General features: G+C 39.3%; 20 protein-coding genes. 10 read left to right on the forward strand and 10 right to left on the reverse strand.

Going from position 1 to position 26363, the window contains the following annotated elements:
- The first annotated feature begins 1319 nt into the window (after positions 1-1319).
- Positions 1320-2132, forward strand: coding sequence for an HAD-IIA family hydrolase (locus CA2015_RS06570; RefSeq protein WP_048641191.1), 813 nt, complete (start codon positions 1320-1322; stop codon positions 2130-2132).
- 628 nt (positions 2133-2760) lie between these two features.
- Here the strand turns inward: CA2015_RS06570 and rluF are convergent.
- Positions 2761-3492, reverse strand: coding sequence for a 23S rRNA pseudouridine(2604) synthase RluF (gene rluF, locus CA2015_RS06575; protein WP_048644390.1), 732 nt, complete (start codon positions 3490-3492; stop codon positions 2761-2763).
- Between the two features lie 15 nt (positions 3493-3507).
- Positions 3508-4494: a D-alanine--D-alanine ligase gene (locus tag CA2015_RS06580; RefSeq protein ID WP_048644391.1), complete on the reverse strand. Its 987-nt coding sequence runs from the start codon at positions 4492-4494 to the stop codon at positions 3508-3510.
- A gap of 107 nt (positions 4495-4601) precedes the next feature.
- Between CA2015_RS06580 and CA2015_RS06585 the strand changes: the two genes are divergently transcribed.
- Entirely contained in the window at positions 4602-5561 is a 960-nt protein-coding gene (locus CA2015_RS06585; RefSeq protein ID WP_048641192.1) for a ligand-binding sensor domain-containing protein, read from the forward strand.
- Positions 5562-5776: 215 nt separating this feature from the next.
- The gene (locus CA2015_RS06590) at positions 5777-6277 is read left to right on the forward strand and encodes a tail fiber domain-containing protein (RefSeq protein ID WP_048641193.1); all 501 of its coding nucleotides are present in this window, start codon (positions 5777-5779) and stop codon (positions 6275-6277) included.
- Between the two features lie 463 nt (positions 6278-6740).
- Here CA2015_RS06590 and CA2015_RS06595 read toward each other — a convergent pair whose 3' ends face one another.
- From CA2015_RS06595 to CA2015_RS06605, 3 genes are read right to left on the reverse strand one after another with little or no spacing between them, the layout of a single operon-like run.
- A complete protein-coding gene (locus CA2015_RS06595; RefSeq protein ID WP_048641194.1) occupies positions 6741-7808 on the reverse strand; it encodes an NHL repeat-containing protein in 1068 nt (355 codons plus the stop codon).
- A gap of 9 nt (positions 7809-7817) precedes the next feature.
- A complete protein-coding gene (locus CA2015_RS06600) occupies positions 7818-9245 on the reverse strand; it encodes a DUF1501 domain-containing protein (RefSeq protein WP_048641195.1) in 1428 nt (475 codons plus the stop codon).
- 15 nt (positions 9246-9260) lie between these two features.
- A complete protein-coding gene (locus CA2015_RS06605; protein ID WP_084011678.1) occupies positions 9261-11759 on the reverse strand; it encodes a PSD1 and planctomycete cytochrome C domain-containing protein in 2499 nt (832 codons plus the stop codon).
- A 354-nt stretch (positions 11760-12113) separates the two neighbouring features.
- Between CA2015_RS06605 and CA2015_RS06610 the strand changes: the two genes are divergently transcribed.
- Entirely contained in the window at positions 12114-14858 is a 2745-nt protein-coding gene (locus tag CA2015_RS06610; RefSeq protein ID WP_048641196.1) for a DUF1553 domain-containing protein, read from the forward strand.
- 1 nt (position 14859) lies between these two features.
- Positions 14860-16320, forward strand: a complete 1461-nt coding sequence (locus CA2015_RS06615; protein ID WP_048641197.1) for a DUF1501 domain-containing protein — start codon at positions 14860-14862, stop codon at positions 16318-16320.
- A gap of 142 nt (positions 16321-16462) precedes the next feature.
- On the opposite strand, the gene CA2015_RS06620 is transcribed toward CA2015_RS06615, so the two are convergent.
- On the reverse strand, positions 16463-17503 hold the full coding sequence (locus CA2015_RS06620) for an amidohydrolase family protein (RefSeq protein WP_048641198.1): 1041 nt from the start codon (positions 17501-17503) through the stop codon (positions 16463-16465).
- A 385-nt stretch (positions 17504-17888) separates the two neighbouring features.
- Here CA2015_RS06620 and CA2015_RS06625 point away from each other — a divergent pair, with 385 nt between their 5' ends.
- Positions 17889-18395, forward strand: a complete 507-nt coding sequence (locus CA2015_RS06625; RefSeq protein ID WP_048641199.1) for a phosphohydrolase — start codon at positions 17889-17891, stop codon at positions 18393-18395.
- 29 nt (positions 18396-18424) lie between these two features.
- Here the strand turns inward: CA2015_RS06625 and CA2015_RS06630 are convergent, their stop codons facing one another.
- Both CA2015_RS06630 and CA2015_RS06635 read right to left on the reverse strand, forming a co-directional pair.
- A complete protein-coding gene (locus CA2015_RS06630) occupies positions 18425-19153 on the reverse strand; it encodes an NAD(P)-dependent oxidoreductase (RefSeq protein ID WP_048641200.1) in 729 nt (242 codons plus the stop codon).
- A gap of 140 nt (positions 19154-19293) precedes the next feature.
- Positions 19294-20160, reverse strand: a complete 867-nt coding sequence (locus CA2015_RS06635; protein WP_048641201.1) for an SDR family oxidoreductase — start codon at positions 20158-20160, stop codon at positions 19294-19296.
- A gap of 295 nt (positions 20161-20455) precedes the next feature.
- Between CA2015_RS06635 and CA2015_RS06640 the strand changes: the two genes are divergently transcribed.
- Together CA2015_RS06640 and CA2015_RS06645 are read left to right on the forward strand one after the other, a co-directional pair.
- Positions 20456-21646 carry a CynX/NimT family MFS transporter gene (locus CA2015_RS06640; RefSeq protein WP_048641202.1) on the forward strand — a complete coding sequence of 397 codons (1191 nt, stop codon included), beginning with the start codon at positions 20456-20458 and terminating at the stop codon, positions 21644-21646.
- A 309-nt stretch (positions 21647-21955) separates the two neighbouring features.
- A complete protein-coding gene (locus CA2015_RS06645) occupies positions 21956-22558 on the forward strand; it encodes a DUF2179 domain-containing protein (protein ID WP_048641203.1) in 603 nt (200 codons plus the stop codon).
- A 9-nt stretch (positions 22559-22567) separates the two neighbouring features.
- Here the strand turns inward: CA2015_RS06645 and mtgA are convergent, their stop codons facing one another.
- Together mtgA and hflX are read right to left on the reverse strand one after the other, a co-directional pair.
- Entirely contained in the window at positions 22568-23263 is a 696-nt protein-coding gene (gene mtgA, locus CA2015_RS06650) for a monofunctional biosynthetic peptidoglycan transglycosylase (RefSeq protein WP_157470348.1), read from the reverse strand.
- 308 nt (positions 23264-23571) lie between these two features.
- Complete coding sequence (hflX, locus tag CA2015_RS06655) at positions 23572-24837, reverse strand: GTPase HflX (protein ID WP_048641205.1); 1266 nt, start codon at positions 24835-24837, stop codon at positions 23572-23574.
- A 218-nt stretch (positions 24838-25055) separates the two neighbouring features.
- On the opposite strand from hflX, the gene rfbC reads away from it, so the two are divergent.
- Positions 25056-25607 carry a dTDP-4-dehydrorhamnose 3,5-epimerase gene (gene rfbC / locus CA2015_RS06660; RefSeq protein WP_048641206.1) on the forward strand — a complete coding sequence of 184 codons (552 nt, stop codon included), beginning with the start codon at positions 25056-25058 and terminating at the stop codon, positions 25605-25607.
- The gene (locus CA2015_RS06665) at positions 25607-26362 is read left to right on the forward strand and encodes a tyrosine-protein phosphatase (protein WP_048641207.1); all 756 of its coding nucleotides are present in this window, start codon (positions 25607-25609) and stop codon (positions 26360-26362) included. The genes rfbC and CA2015_RS06665 overlap by 1 nt, the downstream gene beginning before the upstream one ends.
- Position 26363 lies beyond the last annotated feature (1 nt).

Raw genomic sequence — 26363 nt, forward strand, 5'->3', positions numbered from 1 at the left:
GGTAATAAAAAGATTAATACATTAAAATTATAATAACGAATTAACTATTTTTTTACACTAAATTAAATTTTAAGGTAATAAAATTAACTATTCGTTAATACATGGACTTGGATTTGGGATTATATTAATAGATCGGCAAAAACGAAGTCGAGGTTAGTTTAAATTTAAACCTATTTTTCGGTTTTAAACATATTTTTTATAAAACGAACCTATTTTTAAACCCTACTTTTAAATAAAACACCTACTTCTAAATATATTTTATTATTTTTTAACCCTATCATAATTTAAATACACCGCAACCCAACGCAGTCAACAGCACCAGAACAACATGCCCAACAATCCTAAATACGTAAACCCGGCATAAAGAAGAACTTCAGCCCCAACCCTTAACACCCATACCTAAAACTTGAAAACTTATCAAAAACCATAAAGAAGTAAAACCAAGCACTTACCGCTATCCAAGATCACTTTCTTTGCGCAAGGAGATAAGATTTTGAGTAATTGTAAAACAAGGCAAAATCAATACACGCAGACTTGAAAAATTCAACGAGCAACACAAAACCCATAAGTCAGACTGGAATTACACCTTTTTTACAAAAAAAACACGATCAAGAAATAAGAAAGTTTACTCATTTAGTAACAGGTCTCTGCATTAACCAAAAAAAAGCTATGAAATAAAATCTCATAGCTTTAGTCAATTAACAATAAACCCAAAATAACCTGCTGTAGGAGAAGGAGTCGAACCTCCACGGGGCAGTTAGGAAAAATACGAGCTCGCTATTTTCTTTTTTCTGTGTTCCCCACCCCCGAGACAGGAGGGCATGTCTGCCAGTTTCATCATCCTACAGTATATATCATCAATAAAAAAAACTTGCCTTTCATTGACCAAAGACCTTTTGTCTTTGTTTGATATGTCAAAGGTAAGAAAAAGATCCGTTAATTAAAATTATGGTAACAAAAATATTGTTTTTATACATTATTTATATTTTTATAGCTATAATGTTGTCATTTTAAAAAATTCAGACCTAAAAATTGTCTGGTATTTACAATATTTAAAATACCTTCAAATCCACAATTAACACCATGACCTTTACAAAAAAATTATTCAAGTTCCTTTCCGGCCATTACAAAGTGAGAAATGGCAAATTTAGAATAGAAAACAACAACTAAACCAAAATTTTCATTTTAACTATTTATCAATAAATCTAACCATTGTTATTAATTCATTATTTTTATAGCTAATACTTTGATTATAATATATTTTTATTGAACCTTTGTTATTAATTACACATTAGATTAATACCACAACAACTACCACTATGAAAGAGACGGGATTTTTAATTGACATGGATGGTGTCATCTACCGAGGAGGAGAATTGATACCTGGAGCAAAAGACTTCATTCAAAAATTACTGGAAGAAGACTACCCTTTTAGATTCCTTACTAACAATAGCCAAAGAAACTGCCGAGATGTAGTAGCAAAACTCAGCAGAATGGGAATAGGGGTTGAGGAAAAACATATTTTCACCTGCGCCATAGCCACTGCAAGGTACCTTGCTTCTCAAAAACCTAATGGCACAGCCTATGTCATTGGAGAAGGAGGCTTATTGACAGCGCTTCACCAAAATGGGTACTCCATCGTAGATGATGCCCCAGACTATGTAGTCATAGGAGAAGGAAGAACCATTATGCTGGAATCTGTAGATAAAGCGATAAACATGGTCATGAACGGTGCAAAATTAATCGCTACAAACCTTGACGCTTACTGCCCAAGCTCGAACAACTCTATTCGTTCAGGCTGTGGCGCTTTTGTTTCAATGATAGAAATGGCAACAGGTAGAAAAGCCTTTAGCGCTGGAAAACCCAACCCTGTAATGATGAGAATTGCCAAAGCGGAATTAGGAACACGTTCTGCCAATACCATTATGATTGGAGACACCATGGAAACAGATATACTTGGCGGTGTTCAAATGGGATTCAAAACAGTATTAACGCTCACAGGTTCTACCAAAATAGACGATCTTGAAACCTATGCTTATTCTCCAGACCATATCATTGCAAGTATTCAAGAATTAAATGACCCAATGGTATTGGAACAAATAGTAAATGGAGACATGGTACTTCAACACTAAATCCTTTGCATTGGAAGATCATTTACTGGTTCTTAAAATTCAAGACCAGTAAAAAACAACTAAAACCGCATCGAAATCAAACTGATTACGATGCGGTTTTAGCATTTATAAATGAGAGGGTTTAACCCGAAATATGCAATAGAAATTCTATTACATAATCCGGGTTAAAAAAAGCCAATTTACTAAGCACAAAAAAAAGCTATGAAACAAAATCTCATAGCCTTAGTCAATTAACAATAAACCCAAAATAACCTGCTGTAGGAGAAGGAGTCGAACCTCCACGGGGCAGTTAGGAAAAATACGAGCTCGCTATTTTCTTTATTCTGTGTTCCCCACCCCCGAGACAGGAGGGCATGTCTGCCAGTTTCATCATCCTACAGTATATATCATCAATAAAATACTTGCCTTTATTGACCAAAGACCTTTTGTCTTTGTTTGATATATCAAAGGTAATAAAAAGATCATAAAATTAAAATTTTGGCAATAAATCAATTAAATTTTTACATTATAATTTATATTACAGCTATTATATTGCCATAAATTAATTTTAGATATAATTTTATAGCCTGAAATTAGAAAATCCTTAACGACAAAAATTCTTAGCAGCAAACTCAAGTAAAAACCTTATTTATTCAGCATCTGGGGCAGTCTTTGAAGAATCTTTTACCAAATATTGAATTTCATCTAGTTCTTCAGCAGACAAGTCCCTCCATCTACCTTTGGGCAGGTCTAGAGAAATATTCATGATTCTAACCCGCTTGAGGGCAACGACTTTATAGCCAAGGTAATCGCACATCCTTCTTATCTGCCGATTGAGGCCTTGGGTAAGGATGATCTTAAAAGTGTCCTTTTTCAGTTGCTTGACGTAACATTTTTGGGTGACAATATCTAAAATGGGTACACCTTTACTCATCCTATCAATAAAATCTCCTTCTATGGGTCGGTTTACTTTTACTATGTATTCTTTCTCATGCGCATTCCCCGCCCTCAATATTTTATTAACAATATCCCCATCACTAGTCAAAAGAATAAGTCCCTCACTCGGCTTGTCTAATCTGCCAATATGAAAAATCCGCTGTGGGTGATTGATGTAGTCTACTATATTGTCTTTTACTTTTGTGTCTGTGGTACAAATAACACCTACGGGCTTATTGAAAGCAATGTAGACATGCTTTTCTTTTGGTGCGGAGACCACTTCTCCATCCACTTTCACCACATCTCCAGGAACAATTTTAGTACCCATCTCAGGCACCTTATCATTAATGGTCACCCTATTGGCCGCAATCATCCTATCAGCTTCTCTTCTGGAACAATAGCCAATTTCACTTAGAAACTTATTTATCCTGACTTCACTTTTCACATTCAACTATTTAAATTAATGCCACATTTCTTCAATCAGCTCTGTATAGAAATCCTTAAGATTCATTCCTACTGCTTTTACCTGCTGAGAGATAAGACTAGTTTCCGTTTGCCCAGGTACAGTATTGATCTCTATAAAATAGAAGTCATCCGTTTTTGTTTCCAAAAAATAATCCATCCGTACCGCTCCCTTACAATTCAATTTCCGGTAAACTTGTTCGGCTATTTTTTTGACCTTTTCTACATCTCGTTCATCCATTCTTCCTGGAGTAATTTCTTCAGAAACACCAGGCTTGTATTTGGCTTCAAAATCAAAAAATTCCTTTGAACTGATGATCTCTGTCGAAGGAAGAACGGTAATTTTCCCTTTGGCTTTATAAATCCCTATAGAAAACTCCCTACCACTAACAAATTCCTCCACCATCACCTGATCATCTTCCTTAAAGGCCAAGTCCAAGGCCAAGTCCAACTCTTCGGCATTTTTCACCTTGCTCATCCCTATACTACTACCTCCACTATTGGGCTTGACGAAAATCGGCAAGCTCAATTTTTCAAGTAACTCTTCAGCCAACCCATTATAATTTTCAAATAGCTGCACTGATTTGGCCACATGCAAATCAGGAATATCCGCTATGATGTTCTTGGTATAGGCCTTATTCATGGTAATAGAAGAAGTAAGGGAATCACAGGTCGTGTATGGAATTCCCAACATATCAAAATACCCTACAAGCTTACCATCTTCCCCGGGAGATCCGTGGATAATATTAAACACCCCATCAAATTTGATCTTTTCCCCAGCTAAGCTTATAGAAAAATCATTAAAGTCTACAGGTATTTTTTCTCCATTTGCAGCCAAATGATAACAACTGTCTTGATAAACATGGACCGGAAAAACCTCATAACGGTCCTCGTCCAGGTGTTGCGCCACTACAGCAGCACTCTTTAAAGAGACTACTGACTCCCCAGTATAGCCTCCCATGACCAACGCAATCTTCTTTTTAATCATTAATCTCAATTTTGATGCGAGTTACAAGAATATTTTGTAAATAAAATCATAAATAACTAATTTGATAAACAATTCCACATGGAATTGCGATCTACAAAAAGATTATGAAAGTCCTTTTCTACCTGTGTGTTATTTTACCTCTTGTATTCTCATGCAATTGGTCTTCAGAGGATCCTCTACAGAGTAAGCAAATCCTGGAGGGCTACCACATTACCACTATTGATTTTGATAAGGCAGGCAATGCATGGCTGGGAACATTAGATCAGGGATTGATAAAATTTGATGGCCAAAACATAAAAGTATATCCCGAAATCACAAAAATGATTCGAGTATTAAAAGTAGATAGCAAAAATCAAGTCTTTCTTGCTACTGATGGCCTCGTAAAGTTTGATGGTGAAAATTTCACCCGATACGATCCCAGCAATACCCCTGGTATGGAAGGTGTTGTTATGGATTTGGACATCGATTCAAAAGACCAGGTTTGGTTTGCCATGGGAGGATTCAACAGCGGCGGATTAGGTAGACTGGATGAAGACGGCCTCACCTTCTACACTCCGGACAATTCACCTTTAACCGCCCATTGGGTAAGCGGTATAAAGGTAACCCACAAGGATGAAGTATGGGTTTCTTCCCAAACCAGCGTAGGCAATGTGGAACTAGCCAAAATAAAAGAGGGGGAATGGAGCCTCTACAATACGGATAACTTAGGCTTTAACCCATATTCCATCACAAATCTGGAAGAAAACAGCCGTGGAGACTTGGTAGCCGGGATTGATTATTCCTTTTCAAGCTCCAATACCAGTGGTAGGCCACCGCTTTTTACCTTTGATGAAAAGGTAGGCAAGCAGATTAATGCCAACAAATCTTTTCAAATTAGCAAAATTCTAGTTGACAGTTTCGATAGAATATGGTGTGCCGGATATACAGGATATGCAATCTATATGCATGAAAGCTGGTCCTACGATGAAGAAACCTTCAAGGACATAAGCGTATTCAGTATTTCTCAGGCCCCAAATGGCGAAATATGGATGGGCACAGGTGATGGAGTGTACGTCATTGAGTAATTAGAAAAGTAATTTCAGGAAATTTTAATACCAATGCAGCCCTGCAGCTTCCATTGCGGTGAAGCAATAATACCCTCATTGAAAGTCTATTGCTATTTAATTCACCAAATCGCTTGTTTAAGGTCATGCTATTGAAAAATCAAACCAGAAATATTTTTTCTTACAACATATTTTTTAAATTGATTATAATATAAAACATTATAAACCTTTCCATTATGAAACCTAATATTCAATTTGCGCTTATTTTAATCTTAAGTATAGGAATATTGTCCTGCTCGTTAGACGATGATGACAAAGACATTAAAGTCGAAATCTGTAATAATGGTATTGATGATGATTCCGATGGACAAATAGATTGTGCTGATGGAGATTGTTCAGAAGATGACAATTGTACAATGGCCGGTTCAGATTACAGGCTAAAAGACAATATTTCTTTTCTTCAATATGGGCTAGCAGAAGCACTGCAATTGGATGCAAAAATCTACACCTATAAATCTGATGAGTCAGCAGAAAAGCGTATGGGTTTTATGGCTCAGGATGTACAAACAATAATGCCTGAATTGGTAAGTATAGATAAATCCGACCAACATCTAAAACTTAAATACATGGATCTAATGGCCGTTTTGGTAAATGCCATCAAAGAACAACAAAAAATAATTGAAGCCAACCAACGGCAAATAGAAATGCTTAATTGTGAAATCGAGATGCTAGAGTAATACTAGAAATAAGTACCTAAACCTTCCTCCTACTACCAATACCAACCGAAAGTATACTCCATTGCGCTTTAGCTTGGGATTTCACCAAGTGTGGAGAGGTTTTTCGATTAAAGGAGCCAAGGATTTAAGGACATGTTCCTTTGGGAACCATAAGAGGGGTGTAATACCGCTTATATGTAAATCAATTGCCACAAAAAAAGCCATCTTCAATAAAAGATGGCTTTTTTTGTCTGTTTTATAAAATCCTCTGTTAAACTCGGATTATGTAATAGGCTTTCTCCGTCCTGACAATGTCAGGGGTGAAGCCTGTCCCGTGTTTACGGGAAGTGTTGCAATTGCAAGAAAATCAGGCTGTTTGGAGATTTTAGCATAGCACCGCTATAGTGAAATTGAAAACAATAACGAAGTGGCTGATTTTAGAGCGATTTCAGCACGTAATAGAATGTCTATTGCATATTTCGGGTTAAACCCTTTCCAGCTTAACTGGATAGGTTTTTTGTGAGGCCCATTGTGGAACGTAAATGTTCTCATCTCTGTCTACACAGACATCATGGGGATGCATAAATCCCTGGAAGCTCATGTCTTTGCGTTGTTCCTGAAGTTCTCCATTTACATATTCCGGAGCAGTACCTCCTGGAGTGGAGACTACCTGGTCATTTTTGTCCAAAATGGTGATATAACCGGAATTTGGATAGGCTTGCGTGGTACTTCTGTAGACAGCAGCATAGACATTGTCTCCTCTCAATACAGGACGACAAACAAATGAACCTGGTGTAGGAATTGTTTTAATGTATTTTCCATCCAAGGTAAAACGCTTGTATTGCATATTGCCCCTATCTGTAATTAATAAAGTAGGGTTGCTTTTGTCTCTTGTGTCCACCAATATTCCGTGGCAGCAGTTAAAGGTTTCATTGGTTTCTCCTTTGCCACCAAACTGACGAATCAATTCCCCTTTGGCATTGTATTGGGTCACGTAGTTTAAACCGTATCCATCTACAATGTAAATATCGCCGTTGGCAGGGTTGATGGCCGTCTCAGTGGGGACAAATTGCTTGGGATAGGCATAATTACCCGTTTCTCTTGGGTAATCTATAACCATAATCTCTCTACCTTTAAGGTCAGTTTTGATCACCTGACTACGGGTATTGTCTGAGATATATAAAAACTCCTCCCCACCTTCATCACTGATAGTAAGCCCATGTGCGCCAGGATAGGTAGACCCCCAGGTCTCCAGCAACTTTCCGGATTTATCATAAATGATGACATTGTTCTTGGTCTCATTCGTCAAAAGGATCAATCTTCCTTTTGCATCTTCCACCATTTCATGACAATCATTTACAGGATTTTTCACTGGGTCCAAATTGCCCCAGCCTTCTATGACCTTATAACGGTGAGAACCATGGCCTAGTAAATTGTCTTTTTCCATTGCGTAAGTTTTATTTACAATTATATTGGGAACAACTGCACCGGCGAGTACGGTCAGACCTGACTTTTTAAGGAATTCCCTTCTTGGGTTTAAGTTTTCTTTCATGGTACTAATTTAAGCGAATAAATCCATTTCTGCCTCCCCATGTCCATCAGGAGTGGTATAAAAAGGACGTTTTTCTATTTCATAATTCGTTTCTGGATCCATACCAAGGGCATGGTAAATGGTTTGGTGTAAGGCAGCTATCTTAATGGGCTTCTCTATACTTTTACAAGGTCTCTCATCCGCAGTTTTTCCATACACATGCCCTCTTTTAATTCCTCCCCCAAACATCAAGACTGAGCATCCATCCGTAAAATGCCTGTGCATACCGTAATTTTTAAGGTCTTCAATAATATCAGGAACCTCTACCTGATCTTTTACTTTGGCTCCCGGCCTGCCTTCTGTTAGCATATCCCTGCTAAACTCACTGGCCAAAACCACCATGGTCCTGTCCAACCTACCACTTTCATCAAGATCTTTTATAAGTTGGGCGATAGGAGCATCAATTTGTTTTTTCATGTCCGTAAGTCTAGTATGCCCATTCTCATGCGTATCCCAACCTTTGAAAGGCTCATACTCTGAGGTGACACTGATGAATCGAGCACCCTGATCTACCAGTCTTTTGGCCATAAGACAACCTAAGCCAAATTTCCCGGTATTGTAAATATCGTATTTCTCTTTGGGTTCAAGGCTCAGGTCAAAGGCTTTGGCCTCAGGAGAGTTCAATAACATATAAGCCTGTTCCATGGATCGCTTTAAGGATTCTTTTTGGTAGTCACTACCAAATTCCCCCATGGCACTTTCTTTTATTAAATTTTCGTAAAGTTGATTTCTTGCTTCAAACCGCTTGGTAGACATCCCTACAGGTGGTCGAACACTATCCAAACCAGAGGTTGGATCTGGTATTAGGAAAGGCCCATATTCACTGCCTAAAAATCCTGCACTATGAAAAGCTTTCAACTCTTCTCCTTCACCTACAGTAAAACGCTGTCCAATATTTATAAAAGGAGGAATAACAGGATTCACAGGCCCCAATTCTTTGGCCATCCATGAACCCATATGAGGCACCGCTACTGACTGTGGTGGCTCATAGCAGGTATGCCAATGATATTGATGGCGGGTATGCAATATATGCCCCAGGTCAGCCGCCACATAAGAACGGATCAGGCTTCCCTTGTCCATTATCTGACCAATGTTTTCAAGTCCTTCAGAAAAATTTATCCCATCCAAAACAGTAGGAACTGCTTTAAAAGTACTTAAAACCTCTTTGGACTCCATTCCCTTTCTAAATGGGGTATATTTTTTAGGGTCAAATGTCTCTGTATGGGCCATACCTCCAGCCATATACAGTAAAATCACGGTATCTGCCGTACTTGTTAATTGCTCTTTCGGGGAGCAAGCATTCAATAAGGCTGAAATTGGAGCTCCTGCAGCCATGGCTGCTATAGAAGCAGCGCTTGTTTTCTTTAAGAAATCTCTTCTTCTCCAATTATAATTCATAGCTTTTGCTTTTGATCAGTAAATTAATTGAAATTCAGGAAGTAACAAAACAGCCCAAAATAAATCTTGAATTGCCTCAGGCTCTGGAGATTCTCCCAATACTGCCATGGCTATATTAAATTCATTCTGCTGAGGGTCTCTACCCAGTAATTGCCTGTATACTTCATGAACAATAATATCACCGGCTTCATACTTTTCCTTCCATTTGACAGCCCCTTCCTTGAGGGTATTGTTTAGCTGTTCACCATTCGTTAACTCCAAGGCTTGCAATAAACTTGCCTGACTGTCTCTACTCGTCATAACAACCTCCCTGTTTGTCCTACCAAGGGCCTTGAGAAGCCCATTATTAGCCACCAGTGCTGCCCGAACAAAGCCAATATCAGATTGCTCAGATACCGCCAATTCATTTGGGTTATATTTCATTTGCTCCTCACTAAAGATTGGGTGGATTTTCTGACTTACTCCATCAGAAAACTGTTCGGCAGTCATTCTACGTATCACAGCACCCTCAAAAACAAAATCATCATCCGCAAGAAACAATGGATTTTCTACGGCTACAGCCGGCTGTTGGTAAGCTTTAGAAATTGCAATCTTGTATATCAATTCCTTGAGATCATAGCCTTCATCTTCAAAATCTGTTGCCAGCCAATCCAATAGATCCTGACTCCATGGGATATTGTCCATTTCATCTGCAGGTTCCACCAGCCCTCTACCCATTAATTGCTTCCATATTCTATTAACAATAGTACGGTAAAGCCTTCCGTTGGCAGGTTGAACAAGGTAATTGGCAAGTTGTTCTAACTTTTCAGCCCTGTTGGCAGTGCTGTCAATTTCACCTAATTCTTCCCACAAAATCTTAGTCCCTGCCTTTTCTCCAGTAGGAATATCACAGCGGCTTACGACCAATGAGGAATCCGAAAAGATATTGGCAAAAGCATAGGCTTCTTCAAGTTTCCAATCACTTACAAAACTGTCATGGCAAGAAGCGCATTTCAGATTAAGCCCTAAAATAACCTGTCCTACATTTTGAGCTGCTTGCATTTCGGTGACCTGACTGGCATTTACGTCCCCTCTCCATCGTATTCCTTCTATAAAGCCTTTCGATTTTTCATCCGGATTCAACAATTGCTTTACAAATTGGTCATAAGGTTTATTGTCACGAAGGGAGCTGTACAACCAATCCGTAATGGCATACCGACCTTTGGTGATATAACCTGTACCAGTATAATCATTTCTCAAAGCATCATTCCAAAAGGTCAACCAATGAGTGGCATAATCGTCATCTCTATCTAGAAGCTCTCTTACTTTTAAGGCCCTTTTGTCAGGTCTGCTGTCCTTTATAAAAGTATCATATTCTTCGGTAGATGGTTGAAGACCTAAAAGGTCAAGGTATATTCTCCTTAAAAATACTTTATCATCAACAGGCGCTCTCCAATCAATTTCTTGTTCTTCGAAATATTCATCTACCCAAATGTCAATAGCTTGATTCAGATCTTTTCTAGGAGCTGGTAAATTTGGTCTCCGGGGTGCAAGTTCTGCTACTCTGTACACACTTACATCTTCTGCAGCATCCGGCCAAGGAGCCCCCTTGTCAATCCAGAAAGAAATTAACGCAATCTCATCATCAGAGAGCACTTTCCCTTTGGAAGGCATGGCTTCTTTATGGTCTTTAGGCAGTTTTATTCTACGAACCAAGTCACTTTTCCCGGCATTTCCCGGAATGATTACCGGCCCGGACTCTCCACCTTCAAAAGCAAACTCCTTCGTATCTAGCCTCAACTCACCTTTTATCTTGGCATCGCTGTGACACTTATAGCAATTATGGGCAAAAACGGCCCTAACCTTACCAACCAATTCAACTTGCTTTTGCTCACTTAATTCTCCTTCTGATTCAAAAGCCACAAGATCTATATCCAAGTCTTTTGAAGAAAATTCGGGTTCATTCCATGGCAAGGTCTCTGTTAAGTACTCTTCTCCATGAGTCAAAGAGGCACCAAAATGTCCTGCTACAGACACTGCCACGGCAGTAACAATAAGAGCAACCCGAAAAACTTTAACTCCTTTGGCGTTTTGACTGCCAGTGGTTTTTCCCATCAAGACAAGTAAGAAAATACTCAATAAGGCAGTCCCTATTCCTGTCCACTGATGAATATCAAGCATGCTACCACCATAGTCTTCTATGTTTGCTAAAAGCAAACCCAAGATAACAGCTACGATTGCTCCAACTGCTCCTGCCCATACCAAGGCAGTAATGCCTGGTCTAAGCTTGTGGTTAAAGTCTTTGAGTGTAATCAACTCAAGCAGGGCCGCTAATATCAAGAAACTCACAGGAAAGTGAACTGCAAGTGGGTGAAGGCGCCCAAAAAGCTGCCATAACCAGAAAGTAGTTTCTGCCTCTTCTGCCTGAAATAGCAAGACCGTACCAAAGGCCTGCACCTCATTTGAGACACCCAAAACCAAGAAAAAAACTATCCCACAGAATAATAACAGGTTATCTTTATTCATCTTAATCATTAATTTCAATTTTTTATCTCAGCAGGCAATACACACATTTTTCATAAGCTTGGCCAAGAAAAGAACATAAACCTAAAAAAAATAATCCACTTATTAGCAAGCAAATGGCTTCATAAAACAACTGCAAACACAGTCAATTACTAAACTTAACACAAGAGCTGCTTGTTACAATACTATTAAAATTTTGCATTACAACTACCCTGTACTATCCTGCTTAATTGGTAAAAGTTAACTTATGATTTGCGTAAACACAAGTCTTTTTACACCAACCTAAAAGATCAGTACATATCTGGTCTTTGAAAATAATGCTTTAATTCATTACATTTAATGCCTTTGTCAGCTTAACTACCCAAAATGAAAAGCCGTTACCTCATTTTCTTAATGCCCCTCATTGTTGTCCTTACCTATTGGATGTGGTCTGGGGAAGAAAAGATAAGTTATAACCGTCAAATACGGCCAATAATCAACAATAAATGTATCTCCTGCCACGGAGGTGTAAAGCAATCCGGCGGATTTTCTTTGCTCTTTGAGGAAGAAGCGAAAATGAATACTGAATCAGGCAAACCGGCCATTATACCAGGAGATGCCGGCGCTTCAGAAATGGTCAAACGCCTTACCCACCATGACCCGGAAATGCGTATGCCTTTGGGCAAGGCTCCATTGTCAACTGAAGAAATTGACTTGATCAAAGAATGGATCAACCAAGGTGCCAATTGGGAGAAGCATTGGGCCTATATAGCTCCTAAAAAAGAAATTGAAGTACCGGAAGTAAGCATGGATGTGCCAGCACAAAATGAGATTGATCATTTCATTTTTAAGAAACTGGAGGAAATCGAATTGAGGCCTAATGAAGAAGCGCCCAAAGAATTACTGCTAAGAAGGCTTTCATTGGACATTACAGGATTGCCCCCAACACTGGAAGCTTACGAAGAATTTATAAGCGATACATCTCCCATGGCTTATGAGAAAACAGTAGACAAATTACTTGCTTCTCCTCGTTTTGGAGAAAAATGGGCTGCTTTCTGGATGGATCTTGCACGGTATTCCGACTCCAAAGGCTATGAAAAAGACTTGCACAGGGAAATTTGGAAATACAGGGACTGGCTGATTAATGCCTTTAACCAAGACATGCCCTTTGATCAGTTTACCATTGCCCAATTGGCTGGAGATTTACTACCCAAACCAACAGAATCGGACTTATTGGCTACGGCTTTCCATAGAAACACCATGGCCAATGATGAAGGGGGAACCAATGATGAGGAATTTAGAGTAGCTGCAGTCATGGAGAGAGTGGGCACAACCTACGAAGTCTGGCAGAGTACTACCATGGCTTGTGTCCAATGTCACAGTCATCCTTATGACCCCATCAGGCATGTAGAATTTTACCAAAGTCAGGCATTCTTTAACAATACACAGGACAAAGACCTATACAATGAACAACCAAAAGTTTTCACCTACCAAGCTGAAGATAAGCAAAAAGTAAAAGAATTGCTTTCCTGGGTCAATGACAAGCTCAAACCTTCAGAAAAGCTACCCAAAATTTCGGATGAATTTTTACACCAACAAAAGGAAGATCTGCTCTATAACCTGGGGTATAGAAAGGTAGAAGCAGAAGAATTTCAGGACAAAAGCAGGTTTATAGAATTGGTAGCCCATGATCAGGAATCCATCTGGCAGGTACAAGACAGTTCATGGATCATGTTTGAAAATGTGGACCTGGATCAGGTAACTGCCATTTCCTTAGGCTATGCCTCTATTTATGGCGCCCAACTAGAGATCAGGCTGGACTCCATGTTAGGTGAAATCATTGGAAAAGGAAACTTTGGTATTACCGACAAAAACTTCCCAGGAAACAAACCAAAGGACTGGGAAACCTTAAAGGTCCCTATTAAACCTGTATCAGGTAAAAGAGATGTTTTTTATTACTTTAAAAAAGACAAAACTTTTGCACAAGATTTAATCCGATTAGACTGGGTATTTTACCATGAAAAATCTCCATCAATAGACAAGTATCCACAAAGCATACAGGCCAAATTAGTGGAACTTTCAAATGCTAAACCTGTACAGACACCTATTTTAAAGGACTTACCTAAATCCAACTCTCGAAAAACCTATGTATTTGAAAGAGGAGATTGGAGATCAAAAGGAGAAGAGGTAAAAGCTGGAATCCCTGAAATCATGGGTACACTATCTAGTCAGGAACCCAATAGGCTAGACTTTGCCAAATGGCTGGTTAGTGGTGAAAACACCCTGACCTCACGGGTCTTTGTCAACCGCATTTGGGAACAACTGTTTGGTTATGGCATCGTCGAAAGCATGGAGGACTTTGGAAGTCAGAGCATTCCTGCAAGTCATCCAGAATTACTGGACTGGTTGGCTGTCAACTTTCAGGATGAAATGAAATGGTCCATGAAGACATTGATTAAAAAGATTCTTATGTCTCAGAGCTATAGACAAAGTTCCACTACTGACGAACAAAAGATGAAAAAAGACCCTTATAATAAATACTTATCTAGGGGTTCAAGAACGAGGTTACCGGCAGAAACCATTAGAGATCAGGCTTTGGCCATCAGTGGCTTATTGAATGAAAAACAGTTAGGGCCAAGTGTAATGCCTTACCAACCTGAAAACATCATTAGTTTTAATGGTAAGTTTTGGTTTCCTAGCGAAGGAGAGGAAAAATACCGAAGAGCCGTATACACCTACTGGAAGAGAACACACCCTTACCCTTCCTTTGTCACCTTCGACAGTCCTTCAAGGGAAATTTGTACCTCCAGAAGAATCAGAACAAACACCCCACTTCAATCATTGGTATTGTTAAATGACCCCGTATACATAGAAGCTGCGGAGGCTTGGGCGCAGCGAATATTGAAGGAAAGTGCCGGGGACATTAAGCGTGGTATAGAAAAAAACCTTCAGTTGGTCACTGCCAAAAAACCAGAATCAGAAAAAGTGGAAGTGTTGCACAAGCTTTATCTGGAATCACTCGCCTACTATGAAGGAGAGGGTAAAGATCTGGATGAAAACGCTCAATTAGCCGCCATGCGGATCGTAAGCAATGCCATGTTAAATTTAGATGAATTTGTAACCAGGAGATAGGATGAATATTTGGGAAGAAGCAATTATCCGTGAAGCACAGTACAATAGCAGGCGTCATTTTTTAAAAAAATGCACCTCTGGACTTGGCGCATTGGCCATGGGCTCACTTATCGGCTGCGGTAGCAAGTCTAGCCCTGATCCGGCAACCTCATTACTTGAAAAAAAAGCCTCACATTTTGCGCCAAAAGCAAAAAGTGTGATTTTCCTTCACATGGCAGGTGGTCCTTCTCATTTGGAGCTATTTGATTTCAAACCCACCTTGCAGGAATTAAATGGCAAAGATACGCCCCAATCCCTGATGGAAGGAAAAGAGTTTGCTTTCTTGAAAGGGACGCCTAAACTACTAGGCCCTCAAGCCAACTTTAGCCAACATGGCCAGTCAGGCGCTTTTGTCTCTGATTATATGCCTGAATTTGCAAAAATGGTGGATGAGGTAAGTTTTCTAAAAGCCATGCATACCAACGAATTCAATCATGCCCCAGCCCAGTTGTTTATGCACACTGGCAGTCCCAGGCTGGGCAAGCCAAGTATAGGGGCCTGGTCGACCTATGGATTGGGTACTGAAAATGAAGACCTTCCAGGTTACGTGGTACTTACTTCTGGTGGCGGAGCCATTAGTGCGGGTAAAAGTGCCTGGGGAAGTGGCTTCCTTCCAACCATCTACCAAGGCGTACAGTGTCGTTCCGAAGGTGATCCGGTTTTGTTTTTGTCAAATCCAAATTCCATTGACAGCCACCTGAGAAAAAAATCCATTGATGCCATCAATCAAATAAACAAGATGGAATACGATGAATCAAACGATCCGGAAATATTAACACGCATCTCCCAATACGAACTGGCTTTCCGCATGCAAACATCTGTACCGGAGACCATGAACATCAACGATGAGCCAGAGTACATCCATCAAATGTATGGCACCAACCCCGGAAAAGCCTCTTTTGCAAATAACTGTCTTTTAGCGAGACGATTGGTTGAAAAAGGCGTGCGCTTTGTACAACTTTTCGATAACCGATGGGATACCCACGGTGTGGGTGCTGGCAATGGTGTAGGAGCAGGAATGCGCAGGTCTTGTAAAAACATTGATCAACCCATTGCTGCTTTGCTAAGGGACCTCAAACAAAGAGGCCTATTGGATGATACCCTTGTGGTATGGGGAGGAGAATTTGGTAGAACCCCAATGATGGAATCCAGAACAGGAGAAGGATTTGATGGTAGAGATCATCATTTGGAAGCCTTCACCATGTGGATGGCAGGAGCAGGAGTTAAGAAGGGACATATTCATGGTGCTACAGATGAAATTGGTTACTATGGCATAGAAGGCCGTACCCATGTGCATGACTTGCAAGCCACCATCCTGGAAAGGTTGGGCTTTGATCATGAAAAGCTGACCTATGAATTCCAGGGAAGAAATTTCAGGTTAACAGATGTTCATGGTAAGGTTATCAATGAAGTGCTTACTTGATGGGTTATGTATTTCTCAACGTACCCTTAAACCGAAAATAGACAAAAAGCTCCTATTGCTGGTTTAAATAGGTGATAACCAATTGTGTAATTCGGGTTAAACTATTAATAACACCATATTCAGCAAAGGAAAACTACAGGCATTATTTCGTCACCTTATACCCAAGGTCGGCGAGGCTTTCCTTTACATGAGGATATAACCGCATGGCATTTTTATAATAGATTTTCTCCAAAACCTCTCTAGGCAATTCCAGGCCCTGGGTTTCAGGCCCTCCAAAAAAGCCTCCTTTTACCATATCTCCTGTCTCCAATATTCTAAAGGCTTTTACATATTGCTCCGCCCTAATACCTGCCTCTTCCTTGCTTTCTACCTTCCCGACGTCTGTACCAAATACAATCCTATCGGCCCACTCAATCATAAAAGATCGCAGATTGTCTCTATTGACCAAGTGGTAATATTGAAAAGTAGCAGCCAAATCAATATTCAAATTGGGGAAAGTTGCCAGCATGTTCCGCAAATAATCTATCTGCGCATCCTGACACAAAAGCCAGTTGCCATGGGCAGCCACCACAATCAAATTGGGATGTTTTTCTAGTACATTTCTCCAGGCATTGATCTGGGTCCAATATTCTATGGGGTCGGCCAGCCATGCTGTCCTTTCACCGAAAGGACCATTTGGATCTGCCACATGGACTGAAGCACCCAAAAACCCTATTCTTTCCATTTCGGCAAAGGTCGCTTCATGGGATGGGTCGTCAATATAAGGAAAGCCATCTTCCTTCTTTTCTAGTGTTCGGTACCAAGGGCCTGACCAAATTTTATAGCCCACAAAACCTTGTTTTTTAAGGCCCTCTAAAGATTCCGGCGCATAACTTAATCCATCATGGGCTTTATAATCAGCAATTCCACAAAGCATTCTCCCTTCACTTGCTGTTTTTACTTCTTCAATATCTTCTATTGACTGCCGTCCATTGCCAAGGTTAATCCAAAGTGCTAAATCAATGCCATTGCGTTCCCGCAATTTATCTCCAAGAACAAGGTAATTTGCAATGCCATCTAGGTCATTGGCCACATGGCTGTGCACATCGATTCTTGAGATGTCCGGATAATTCGTTTTATACTGACCGAACACTGGTATTGAAAGGGCTATTGTCATTAAAAACAGAAAGGAAGCGTATTTCATACCAGCGATTGAGTTAGGTTAAAATCTAAGTCTTGAACTACAATAAGTAACTATCGCAACCCAAACATTAAATTTACAAAAGATACTCAATTAAATAAAATCCTCTTGAATTAGAAGGCATTCAATAAATTACGCTATCTGGACTTTGGTTTATATCAAAAATCAACTCACTTTTATACTGGAAATAGCAATATAGAAATCAAGCTAAAAACCCTAATCTTAATACCCCACCAAATTGAAGTCTTTTCACTCAAAACTCACCATCCTTAATCAATTTATCATCTCTTAGTTCATTATTAGCTCATTGCAATCAGAAATAGTCAAGAAAACAGCCTATTCACTGCAAAGCTGAACCCAAATGGCTTTATTATAAATTTCAGATAACATGTTACAAAAAACCACCGAATACGCTATTTGTTCGCATCAGAAAGTCAACCATAAATATGGAGACAGCGATTATGCTTACCACTTAGAAATGGTATTTACTGTTGCTCAAAAGTTTATCTATCTGATAGCAGAAGAGGATCAAGAGAATGTTTATTGCGGCTGTTGGGTTCATGACATTATAGAAGATGCCAGAGAAACCTACAACGATGTTTTACAGAACACTAATGAAACCATTGCGGAGTTGGCATTTGCCCTAACCAATGAAAAAGGGAAAAGCAGAAGCGAAAGAGCAAATGACAAATACTACCAGGAAATGCATAAAACCCCAAATGCTGTTTTCATAAAATTATGCGATCGAATTGCCAATATAACGCATTCTAAAAGCCAGGGATCAGGTATGTACGAAAAGTATAAAAAAGAAAATGACAACTTTATACAAAAAACCTATAGACCCGAATTGGAAGACATGATCAAGCATATTGACGCTTTACTTGAAAAGGAATAAACAGTTACAAACCATTCCTCCTGCTACAATTACCTAGATCCTTCATTGTAAATTACTGGCATTTTACCTTTCCAAGATGCCCAAAGCTCATCATCTACAATCAGTTGAGCCATCGCATGCCCTACATTTACGCGACTGGTTTTTCCTGGATTAAAAATAGCACTTCTGATAGGTGATGTATATAGTTTGTAAACAGTGACCTTCTCTTCATTAATCAAAGAATCCGGACGGAGGACGACCCATTTTATTAGAGGGTTGTTTTGTCCAATATTTACCCTTAAATACTCTGCTGCCTCTTCGTTGTCTGAATGAGGCGGCAGCAATTTTCGAATTAAGCCAATGACTATCCTTTCCTTAAACGTAAGGGCTTCAACCAAATCCTTATTCCTGTTACCAGCAGTATTCATCAAGACAAGTTTGATAGGATTATCCGCACCGTTTCTTTCAATGGAATCACATAGCAACTGAACAGCATCCCTTACTAATTTTCTAGGCTTGCCAAATAGCCCACTCATAGACATATTGTGACCCAAGCAAGAGACTACTGCCTGACAATCCTTAATGTATCCAGCCATCTCCTCCACCCCAATCTCATTGATATTGGCAATGACAAGAGAACAATTACCCTTGTTTTTCCAGTGTTCTGGAATATTCCCAGTGGACCTTAGGATCACCTTAACCTCCTGACCTAATGCCAAAAGTTGTTCGACCAGTTTTCTACCTGTTGCTCCGCTGCCACCTACTACTAAAGTTTTCATGTTTTAGGGCTTAAATAAATGCTTGGAATATCATTCTCTTTTAAATTTTCTGCATCATTAAATAATAAAACCAACCGAAAAATCAATCGGTTTCGAATAGAATCCCTTCCCTTCGACTCTGCACAGGGATCAGCTAGGTTTTACTCCTTTTTCATTCGGTCCACTTCTTGGTTAAAAAAATCTTCAAGCCGCTTTGTTCCATACTGGGTGGCGATATTGTCCTCCGCCATAGCTGTTAAGAAAAATTCAATCGGCCCATAGGTTTTTGAAGAAGTAAAAGTCCGCAAAGCACCAATTGTCAAACGTCTTGTCCAATCGGGCAGGTGAAGGATTTTTATAGGTTTACCCCAGGCTTTTAAAGCAAGTGCAGCCAACTCATTTTGGCTTAAAATATCTTGTCCTCCAACAGTGGCCTCCTTTTCTCCGGAAATCATTTTATCAACGCACACTTTTGCCAAATCCTCTCCATCAATGGGATTCAGTTTGAAATTGCCATCACCAAATAAATATACCCTGCCGCCTTTGGCCATTTGTAAAAAATCTTTCATGTCTGAAAAAAATCCATTTGGCCGAAGCACACAGTAGGTAATGTTTGCATCTTTTAGTTCCTCTACAAATTTTTCCTTGGCTTCAAAAATCTTTAAATGTTTTAGTTTATCCCCATTGATAGCTGAGATGTATTGAAATGATGCTACTCCATCATGTAAGGCCTCCTTCAATAAATTGGAATTGCCTTGGTAATCAACATCCATATAGGTCAAACCATCCTTCTGCCGGGTGATCCCAATGGTAGAAAAAACCCAATCTATTCCTTTGGCTATTCCTTTCAGACTTTTCGGATCAGTAACCTCACCAATAAAAAAATCATCTACAGATTCAAACTTATCTTTTTGCTGTTCATTTCTAATGAGCGCCCTCACCCAATAACCTCTTTTTTTAAGTTCCTTTACCAAGTACTGACCCAAATATCCAGTTGCCCCTGCTACCAATACTTTCTTTGTATTCATCTTTAGACTATTAAGAAATGGTGGTTTTAATTTGAATTGTCTACGAATAAAATCTAAAATAGGATTTCAAATTCAATCAGAAATGTAATGATTCATTAAAGAACCAAGCCTGATTGCGAGACTATTTAAAACTAGCATGAATTTAATACTAAAGCCTTTGCAAAGAAGTAAGCCAAATCACCCAATAGCCTTTATAATTTCGGATGAAATCCCTTCAAAAAATGAAAATTAATGAAATTAGAATCCTTTTCTCCTTTTACGGAACCTTATATACTCCAAGATGGGTTGACCTTTCATGACTTTTAGCAGTACCATAAGCAGTTTAAAGGACAAAACAAGTAATCATTGGCTTGTATTGGGTATTTTATTGGTGTCCTTTAATCTAAGGCCATCCATTACTGCCGTTGGTCCACTTATTCCTTTTATCCGGGAGGAAATGTCTCTTTCACATGGCCTTGCGGGATTTCTTACAACGCTACCATTGCTTAGTTTTGCTGTTTTCTCTCTATTTTCCGCAGCCATTGGAGACTATTTTGGCAAGGCCAAGGCCATTTTTCTCGGGCTTCTTGTCTTAGGCATCGGTTCGCTTATTAGAGTTTCCGCTGGCCCTCTAGCCCTTTTTGTAGGCACCGCACTTACTGGCATAGGTATAGTTATCTGCAATGTTTTGCTTATTCCTTTGGTAAAGGCAAGAATGCCTAAGAAAACTGGAGCTGTTACGGGAATGTACAGCACTGGTATGTCTTTGATGGCAGCCGTCGCCACTGCATTAAGCGTCCCCTTGGCCATTGACCTTGGCTGGGGCTGGAGAGGGTCACTGCTATTTTGGAGCTCTTTGCTTTTTGTCGCCCTTATCGCTTGGTGGCCACAACTTAAATTAAGCCCTAAACCAAAGGTAAAGCCTGAAAAAACCAGTAAATCCGTGTGGAAATCAAGACTGGCATGGCAAGTAACAATGTTTATGGGCATCCAATCCTTCCTGTTTTTCACCCTGGTGACCTGGCTTCCGGATATGATGATAGAAAGAGGCTTGTCTCCAGTAGAAGCTGGATTGACGGCTTCTTTGATGCAAGTTGTAGGATTGACAGGTACATTTGTTGCCCCATTCATCGCTGTCAGGTACCAACAACAATCCACCTTCAATATGTCCATAGGCATTTTATATATTGTAGGTTTTGCCAGTTTATTTATCCCTATTCTATGGCTAAATATATTAAGCATTGGACTGGTAGGATTGGGAATGGGGGCTAGTATCAGTCTGGCTTATACTCTGATTACCCTTAGAACAAAAGGGGATAATTACACCTCAGCCTTATCCGGTATGGCACAGTCTGCAGGTTATTTCTTGGCAGCTTTTGGTCCTATGTTATTTGGTATGGCCTTTGATATTTGGCACAACTGGGACATGTTGATCTACTTGATGGTATTGGCCTCCTGTATGTTTACCTATTTCGGATATTTTGCGGGAAAGGACAAAACAATTTAACCAAGATCTCGCACTTTATTATTCCTCTTTTAGTCCAAAGATCAGTTGGTCAAAGGGCATTGATATGCACCCTTTGTCTTCATCTAACTAGGGGCAAAAAAAAGGTTTAAATAATTTCAGTTATTAGCCAACAGATTTCCTGCTTTTGAAGGGAATGCATTAAAGGCCAAATGGTCCACCCCCTATTGCTGACCTAACAATTAACATTAATAAAACCCTATAAATGAACTTATTACAACTATTGTAAAATAATTATAAAAATCAGTTTACTTTACTTACTTTTGCCTGCTCTAACCTTTCAGTATTCTCATGCAAGAATTTTTTGAATCCATTGGTATTTCCACACCTGTTTTTGATTATCTGGTGATGCCTCTATTGATCTTCTTTGCCAGGGTAGTGGATGTTTCCATCAACACGCTGAGGATTATGTTTGTGCTTAATGGCAAAAAGACCGTAGCTCCTATTTTAGGCTTTTTTGAAGCCCTTATATGGTTATTGGCTATAGGACAAATCTTCCAAAACATCAGTAACCCCATGTCCTACGTGGCTTATGCAGGTGGTTTTGCAACAGGCACCTATGTTGGCATGGTCATAGAGGAAAGGCTCGCACTAGGCAGAGTACTTGTGAGAGTAATCACTCCAGAACCTTTGCCAGAGCTTGTAGAGTACATGAAAGAAAAAGGGTACAGATTTACCTCTGTGGGAGCGGAAGGACGATATGGAAAAGTAATATTGATGTTTACTGTCATCAAAAGAGAAATGCTTAAAAGCTTTATCGGCAAACTTAAAGAAAGTCATGAAAAGGCCTTCTATACCATTGAGAGTGTGAAACGAATTTCGGAGGATGACTTGAACATAATGGAAGACAGACCTAGATTCACTAGCCGCCTAAGAAGTATCATAAGGAAATAATTCCAAACCTTACTCTTCAAATTTCACTTCTCCCAGGTTCCTCATATTCCTCAATATCCAAGCTTGTCTTTTTTTGATATAAGCAGTGGGCTTGTCGGGCCTCCACCTAATCGGGTTGGGGAGTACAGCTGCAATTAAAGCCGCTTCCTGCCGGGTTAATTTAGATGCTGGTTTCTTGAAATAATATTGAGCGGCAGCCTCTGCACCATAAATCCCATCTCCCATTTCTATCACATTCAGGTATACTTCAAGAATCCTTTCTTTGCCCCACAAAAACTCAATTAAAACAGTGAAATAGGCTTCAATCCCCTTTCTAATAAAATTTCTTCCAGGCCATAAGAATACATTCTTGGCTGCCTGATTGGAAATGGTACTTCCCCCTCTTAACTGCTTTCCTGTTTTGTTACCTTCAAAGGCCTTTTCTATGGCTTCCCAATCAAATCCACTGTGTGTCAAAAATTTCTGGTCTTCAGCAGCGACTACCGCCAAGTACAAATGAGGAGAAATATTTTCAATAGGCTCCCAGTCCTTCTTAAAAGCAAGGCTTTTGTCTTTTAAAATAGCTTGTTCCGCCGTTCTAATCCCCATTAAAGGCGTAAAATAAACTGGAAAAACGCTCAATAAAGCGACCAATACTATTGAGCCTACAAACAAGGCTAGCGACACCTTTCCTACCCAAGCAATTATTTTCTTCAAAGAATGAATGTTTAATAAATTAAGCCACTAACAATTAAAAGCCTATCCTTCAATCCCTTAGAAGGCACCTTTTCCTTCTAATCAAAATTTAGACCATAAAAAAGGCTTTTGAAGCAAGGAATAACTTCAAAAGCCTTTAGATGCCCCATGTACTCCGATTAAAATAACATCAGATCTCAAGGGGCATGTATTAAACCCGAAATATGCAATAGACATTCTATTACATAATCCGTGTTAAATCAATAATTAAAATCTTACCGGCTTTAAATTCTTCTAACCCTTTTACAAGGTTAAAAACCCAATTCAATCATGATAACTCAATCCTCTTCAGGAAATTGTGACATGTCCAACACTTCATCAGCAAGGTAGTGAGGATACATTTTCTTATGAATCTTCTTTACTTCTGCTGTAATGCTTGTTCTAAACCCTTCAATATTGGTTGCGTTTTCGGCGGCCATAAATACCGGCTTGATGGCCGATTTCTTCGCATAACTCGCTTCCAATTTATCAAAATCAATAAAATTGGCCTGCTCCACTTCAAATTCCGACATTTCCATCAGTACTTCCTCTGAAGGCATTTTAGGAGCGATGTCAATTTTGTTGAAAACCATTATCATTGGCTTATCACCTGCACCCAATTCACTCAGGGTTTGATTGACAACAGCTATCTGATCTTCAAAACTGGGATGAGAAATATCCACCACATGAACCAAAAGATCTGCTTCTTCTATTTCAGAGAGGGTAGATTTAAAGGACTCAATAAGGTGAGTAGGTAATTTCCTAATAAAACCTACTGTATCAGAAATCAAGAAAGGAATATTCTCCAGCACTACTTTTCTCACAGTAGAATCTACCGTTGCAAAGAGTTTGTTTTCTGCTAGAATATTTTCTTTAGTCAATAGGTTCATCAAAGTACTTTTCCCCACATTGGTATATCCTACCAATGCTACCCTCACAATGCCTCCTCTACTTTTTCTCTGCGTCTGTCCTTGCTTCTCAATTTTCTTAAGCTTCTCTCTTAGGATATCAATTTTTCTGCGGATATCTCGCTTATCCGTTTCTATTTCTTTTTCACCAGCACCACCACGGGTTGCGGTCCCTCCTCTTTGACGCTCAAGGTGGGTCCACATTCGGGTAAGCCTAGGGAGTAGGTATTGAAATCGAGCCAATTCCACTTGGGTTTTGGCTTGAGCGGTTTGTGCCCTGCTTAAGAAGATATCCAAAATCAACATGGATCTATCGTAAATTTTGATCTTCAATTCATTCTCCAGCACCTTTACCTGAGAGGGGCTCAGGTCCTCATCAAAGATGACCATATCCACCGCGAAATATTCGATATAAGCTTTAATATCCTCAAGTTTACCAGAGCCTACAAAAGACCGGGTATCAGGTTTATCCATTCTCTGGGTAAACCGATGAATGGCTTTTGCCCCCAAGGTTTCTGTCAGAAAGGCCAACTCATCCAAATGTTCATGAACCAAGGCCTCAGTTTCATTCTGATGGATAAGTGCCACCAAAATAGCGGTCTCTTCCTTTGGAGAGGTATCTACTAATTTTGCTAATTTTCTACTGTGTTTACTCATTCAGAAAGTATAATTCTATCTTTTTTTAATTCAGTAAATCATAACGCATTCTGGCGGCAATAGATTCACTATCAATTAAATTAAATTACTCTGCTCTAGGATCCCTCTTTACTTTATTTTCTTTTTACTCCCAACTTTAAAAATTCATTTTAAAATTTTATATCTTCAAAAGATATTTACGAATTTACACCGTTTTTTAAAATTATAAATCCAAAGGTATGGAAATCAGGGAAACGCCTATTAAAGATGTATATGAAATCTACCCAAAAGTATTTAAAGATGCAAGGGGTTATTTTTTGGAAAGTTATCGTCAGGACAAATTTGAAAGTAAAGGTTTAAACACCAACTGGGTACAAGACAATCAATCCTATTCAGAAGCTGGAATTGTAAGAGGCCTCCATTTTCAGACTGGAGCTCATGCACAAGCCAAACTTGTCAGGGTTATTAGTGGCAAGGTTTTGGATGTTTGTGTAGACCTTAGGAAAGGGTCAGCCACTTATGGGAAATTTCATTCCGTGGTATTGGATGAAAAACTTCAAAACATGCTGTATGTACCTACTGGTTTTGCCCATGGATTTGCAGTTTTAGAAGCAGCCGTATTCACCTACAAATGTTCAAACTTGTACAATAAAGAAAGTGAAGGTGGAATTATTTGGAATGATAAACAGTTAAACATTGATTGGGGAGTCGATGAACCACTACTTTCTGATAAAGACCAATTGTGGCCTGACATTGAAAAATTCACAGAAATAAGCAAAGGAGGACTTTAATGTCTATCATTAAACTATTCAGAAAATTTAAAAATTCATCAAATGACAAGCCACTTGACCTTAGTTGGGTGGAAACAGACATGCACAGTCATTTGATTCCAGGCATAGATGATGGTTCACAAAAAATGGAAGAATCCATTGAGCTGATCACCAGGCTTTCGGGCTATGGCTTCAAGAAGCTCATCATCACGCCACATATCATGAGTGAGTTTTTCAAAAACACACCTGAGATCATCAATGCGGGTTTAGAGAAACTCAAATTGGCAGTAAAAGAGGCTGGAATTGACATTGAGTTGGAAGCTGCTGCAGAATATTACCTGGATGAAGTTTTGTACGAAAAAGTGGAAAACAAAGAGCCACTTCTTCATTTCGGCAGCAACAAGATGGTGCTTGTAGAGACTGGTTTTATGAGCAAACCTCCCATTCTTTTGGAAACATTTTTCAAAATGGAAATGTTAGGTTATCAGCCTATATTTGCACATCCAGAAAGGTACATGTACTTGCACCAAGAATCCGACACCTTGGAATCTTTGGTGGATAGGAACATTCCTTTTCAGCTTAACTTGCTTTCTCTGACTGGTTATTATTCCAAAGGAGTCAAAAAATTTGCTGAAAAATTGATTGACAAGGGTTTAGTGAAATTAGTAGGCACTGATTGTCACAACGAAAAATACCTTGATGCCATGGAAAGGTTGCCACATAGTAAATACTTTGACAAATTGCAGGAATTGGATTTGTGGAATAAAAATTTATAAC

The organism is Cyclobacterium amurskyense, assembly GCF_001050135.1.
Taxonomy (GTDB): domain Bacteria; phylum Bacteroidota; class Bacteroidia; order Cytophagales; family Cyclobacteriaceae; genus Cyclobacterium; species Cyclobacterium amurskyense.

Coding starts and splice junctions, on each gene's coding strand:
- CA2015_RS06590 (WP_048641193.1), top strand. CDS start 5,777: ATGAAACCTAATATTCAATTTGCGCTTATTTTAATCTTAAGTATAGGA.
- CA2015_RS06640 (WP_048641202.1), top strand. CDS start 20,456: ATGACTTTTAGCAGTACCATAAGCAGTTTAAAGGACAAAACAAGTAAT.
- CA2015_RS06615 (WP_048641197.1), top strand. CDS start 14,860: ATGAATATTTGGGAAGAAGCAATTATCCGTGAAGCACAGTACAATAGC.
- CA2015_RS06620 (WP_048641198.1), bottom strand. CDS start 17,503: ATGAAATACGCTTCCTTTCTGTTTTTAATGACAATAGCCCTTTCAATA.
- CA2015_RS06610 (WP_048641196.1), top strand. CDS start 12,114: ATGAAAAGCCGTTACCTCATTTTCTTAATGCCCCTCATTGTTGTCCTT.
- CA2015_RS06665 (WP_048641207.1), top strand. CDS start 25,607: ATGTCTATCATTAAACTATTCAGAAAATTTAAAAATTCATCAAATGAC.
- hflX (WP_048641205.1), bottom strand. CDS start 24,837: ATGAGTAAACACAGTAGAAAATTAGCAAAATTAGTAGATACCTCTCCA.
- CA2015_RS06645 (WP_048641203.1), top strand. CDS start 21,956: ATGCAAGAATTTTTTGAATCCATTGGTATTTCCACACCTGTTTTTGAT.
- CA2015_RS06570 (WP_048641191.1), top strand. CDS start 1,320: ATGAAAGAGACGGGATTTTTAATTGACATGGATGGTGTCATCTACCGA.
- rfbC (WP_048641206.1), top strand. CDS start 25,056: ATGGAAATCAGGGAAACGCCTATTAAAGATGTATATGAAATCTACCCA.
- CA2015_RS06600 (WP_048641195.1), bottom strand. CDS start 9,245: ATGAATTATAATTGGAGAAGAAGAGATTTCTTAAAGAAAACAAGCGCT.
- CA2015_RS06605 (WP_084011678.1), bottom strand. CDS start 11,759: ATGATTAAGATGAATAAAGATAACCTGTTATTATTCTGTGGGATAGTT.
- CA2015_RS06630 (WP_048641200.1), bottom strand. CDS start 19,153: ATGAAAACTTTAGTAGTAGGTGGCAGCGGAGCAACAGGTAGAAAACTG.
- CA2015_RS06625 (WP_048641199.1), top strand. CDS start 17,889: ATGTTACAAAAAACCACCGAATACGCTATTTGTTCGCATCAGAAAGTC.
- CA2015_RS06635 (WP_048641201.1), bottom strand. CDS start 20,160: ATGAATACAAAGAAAGTATTGGTAGCAGGGGCAACTGGATATTTGGGT.
- CA2015_RS06595 (WP_048641194.1), bottom strand. CDS start 7,808: ATGAAAGAAAACTTAAACCCAAGAAGGGAATTCCTTAAAAAGTCAGGT.
- CA2015_RS06585 (WP_048641192.1), top strand. CDS start 4,602: ATGAAAGTCCTTTTCTACCTGTGTGTTATTTTACCTCTTGTATTCTCA.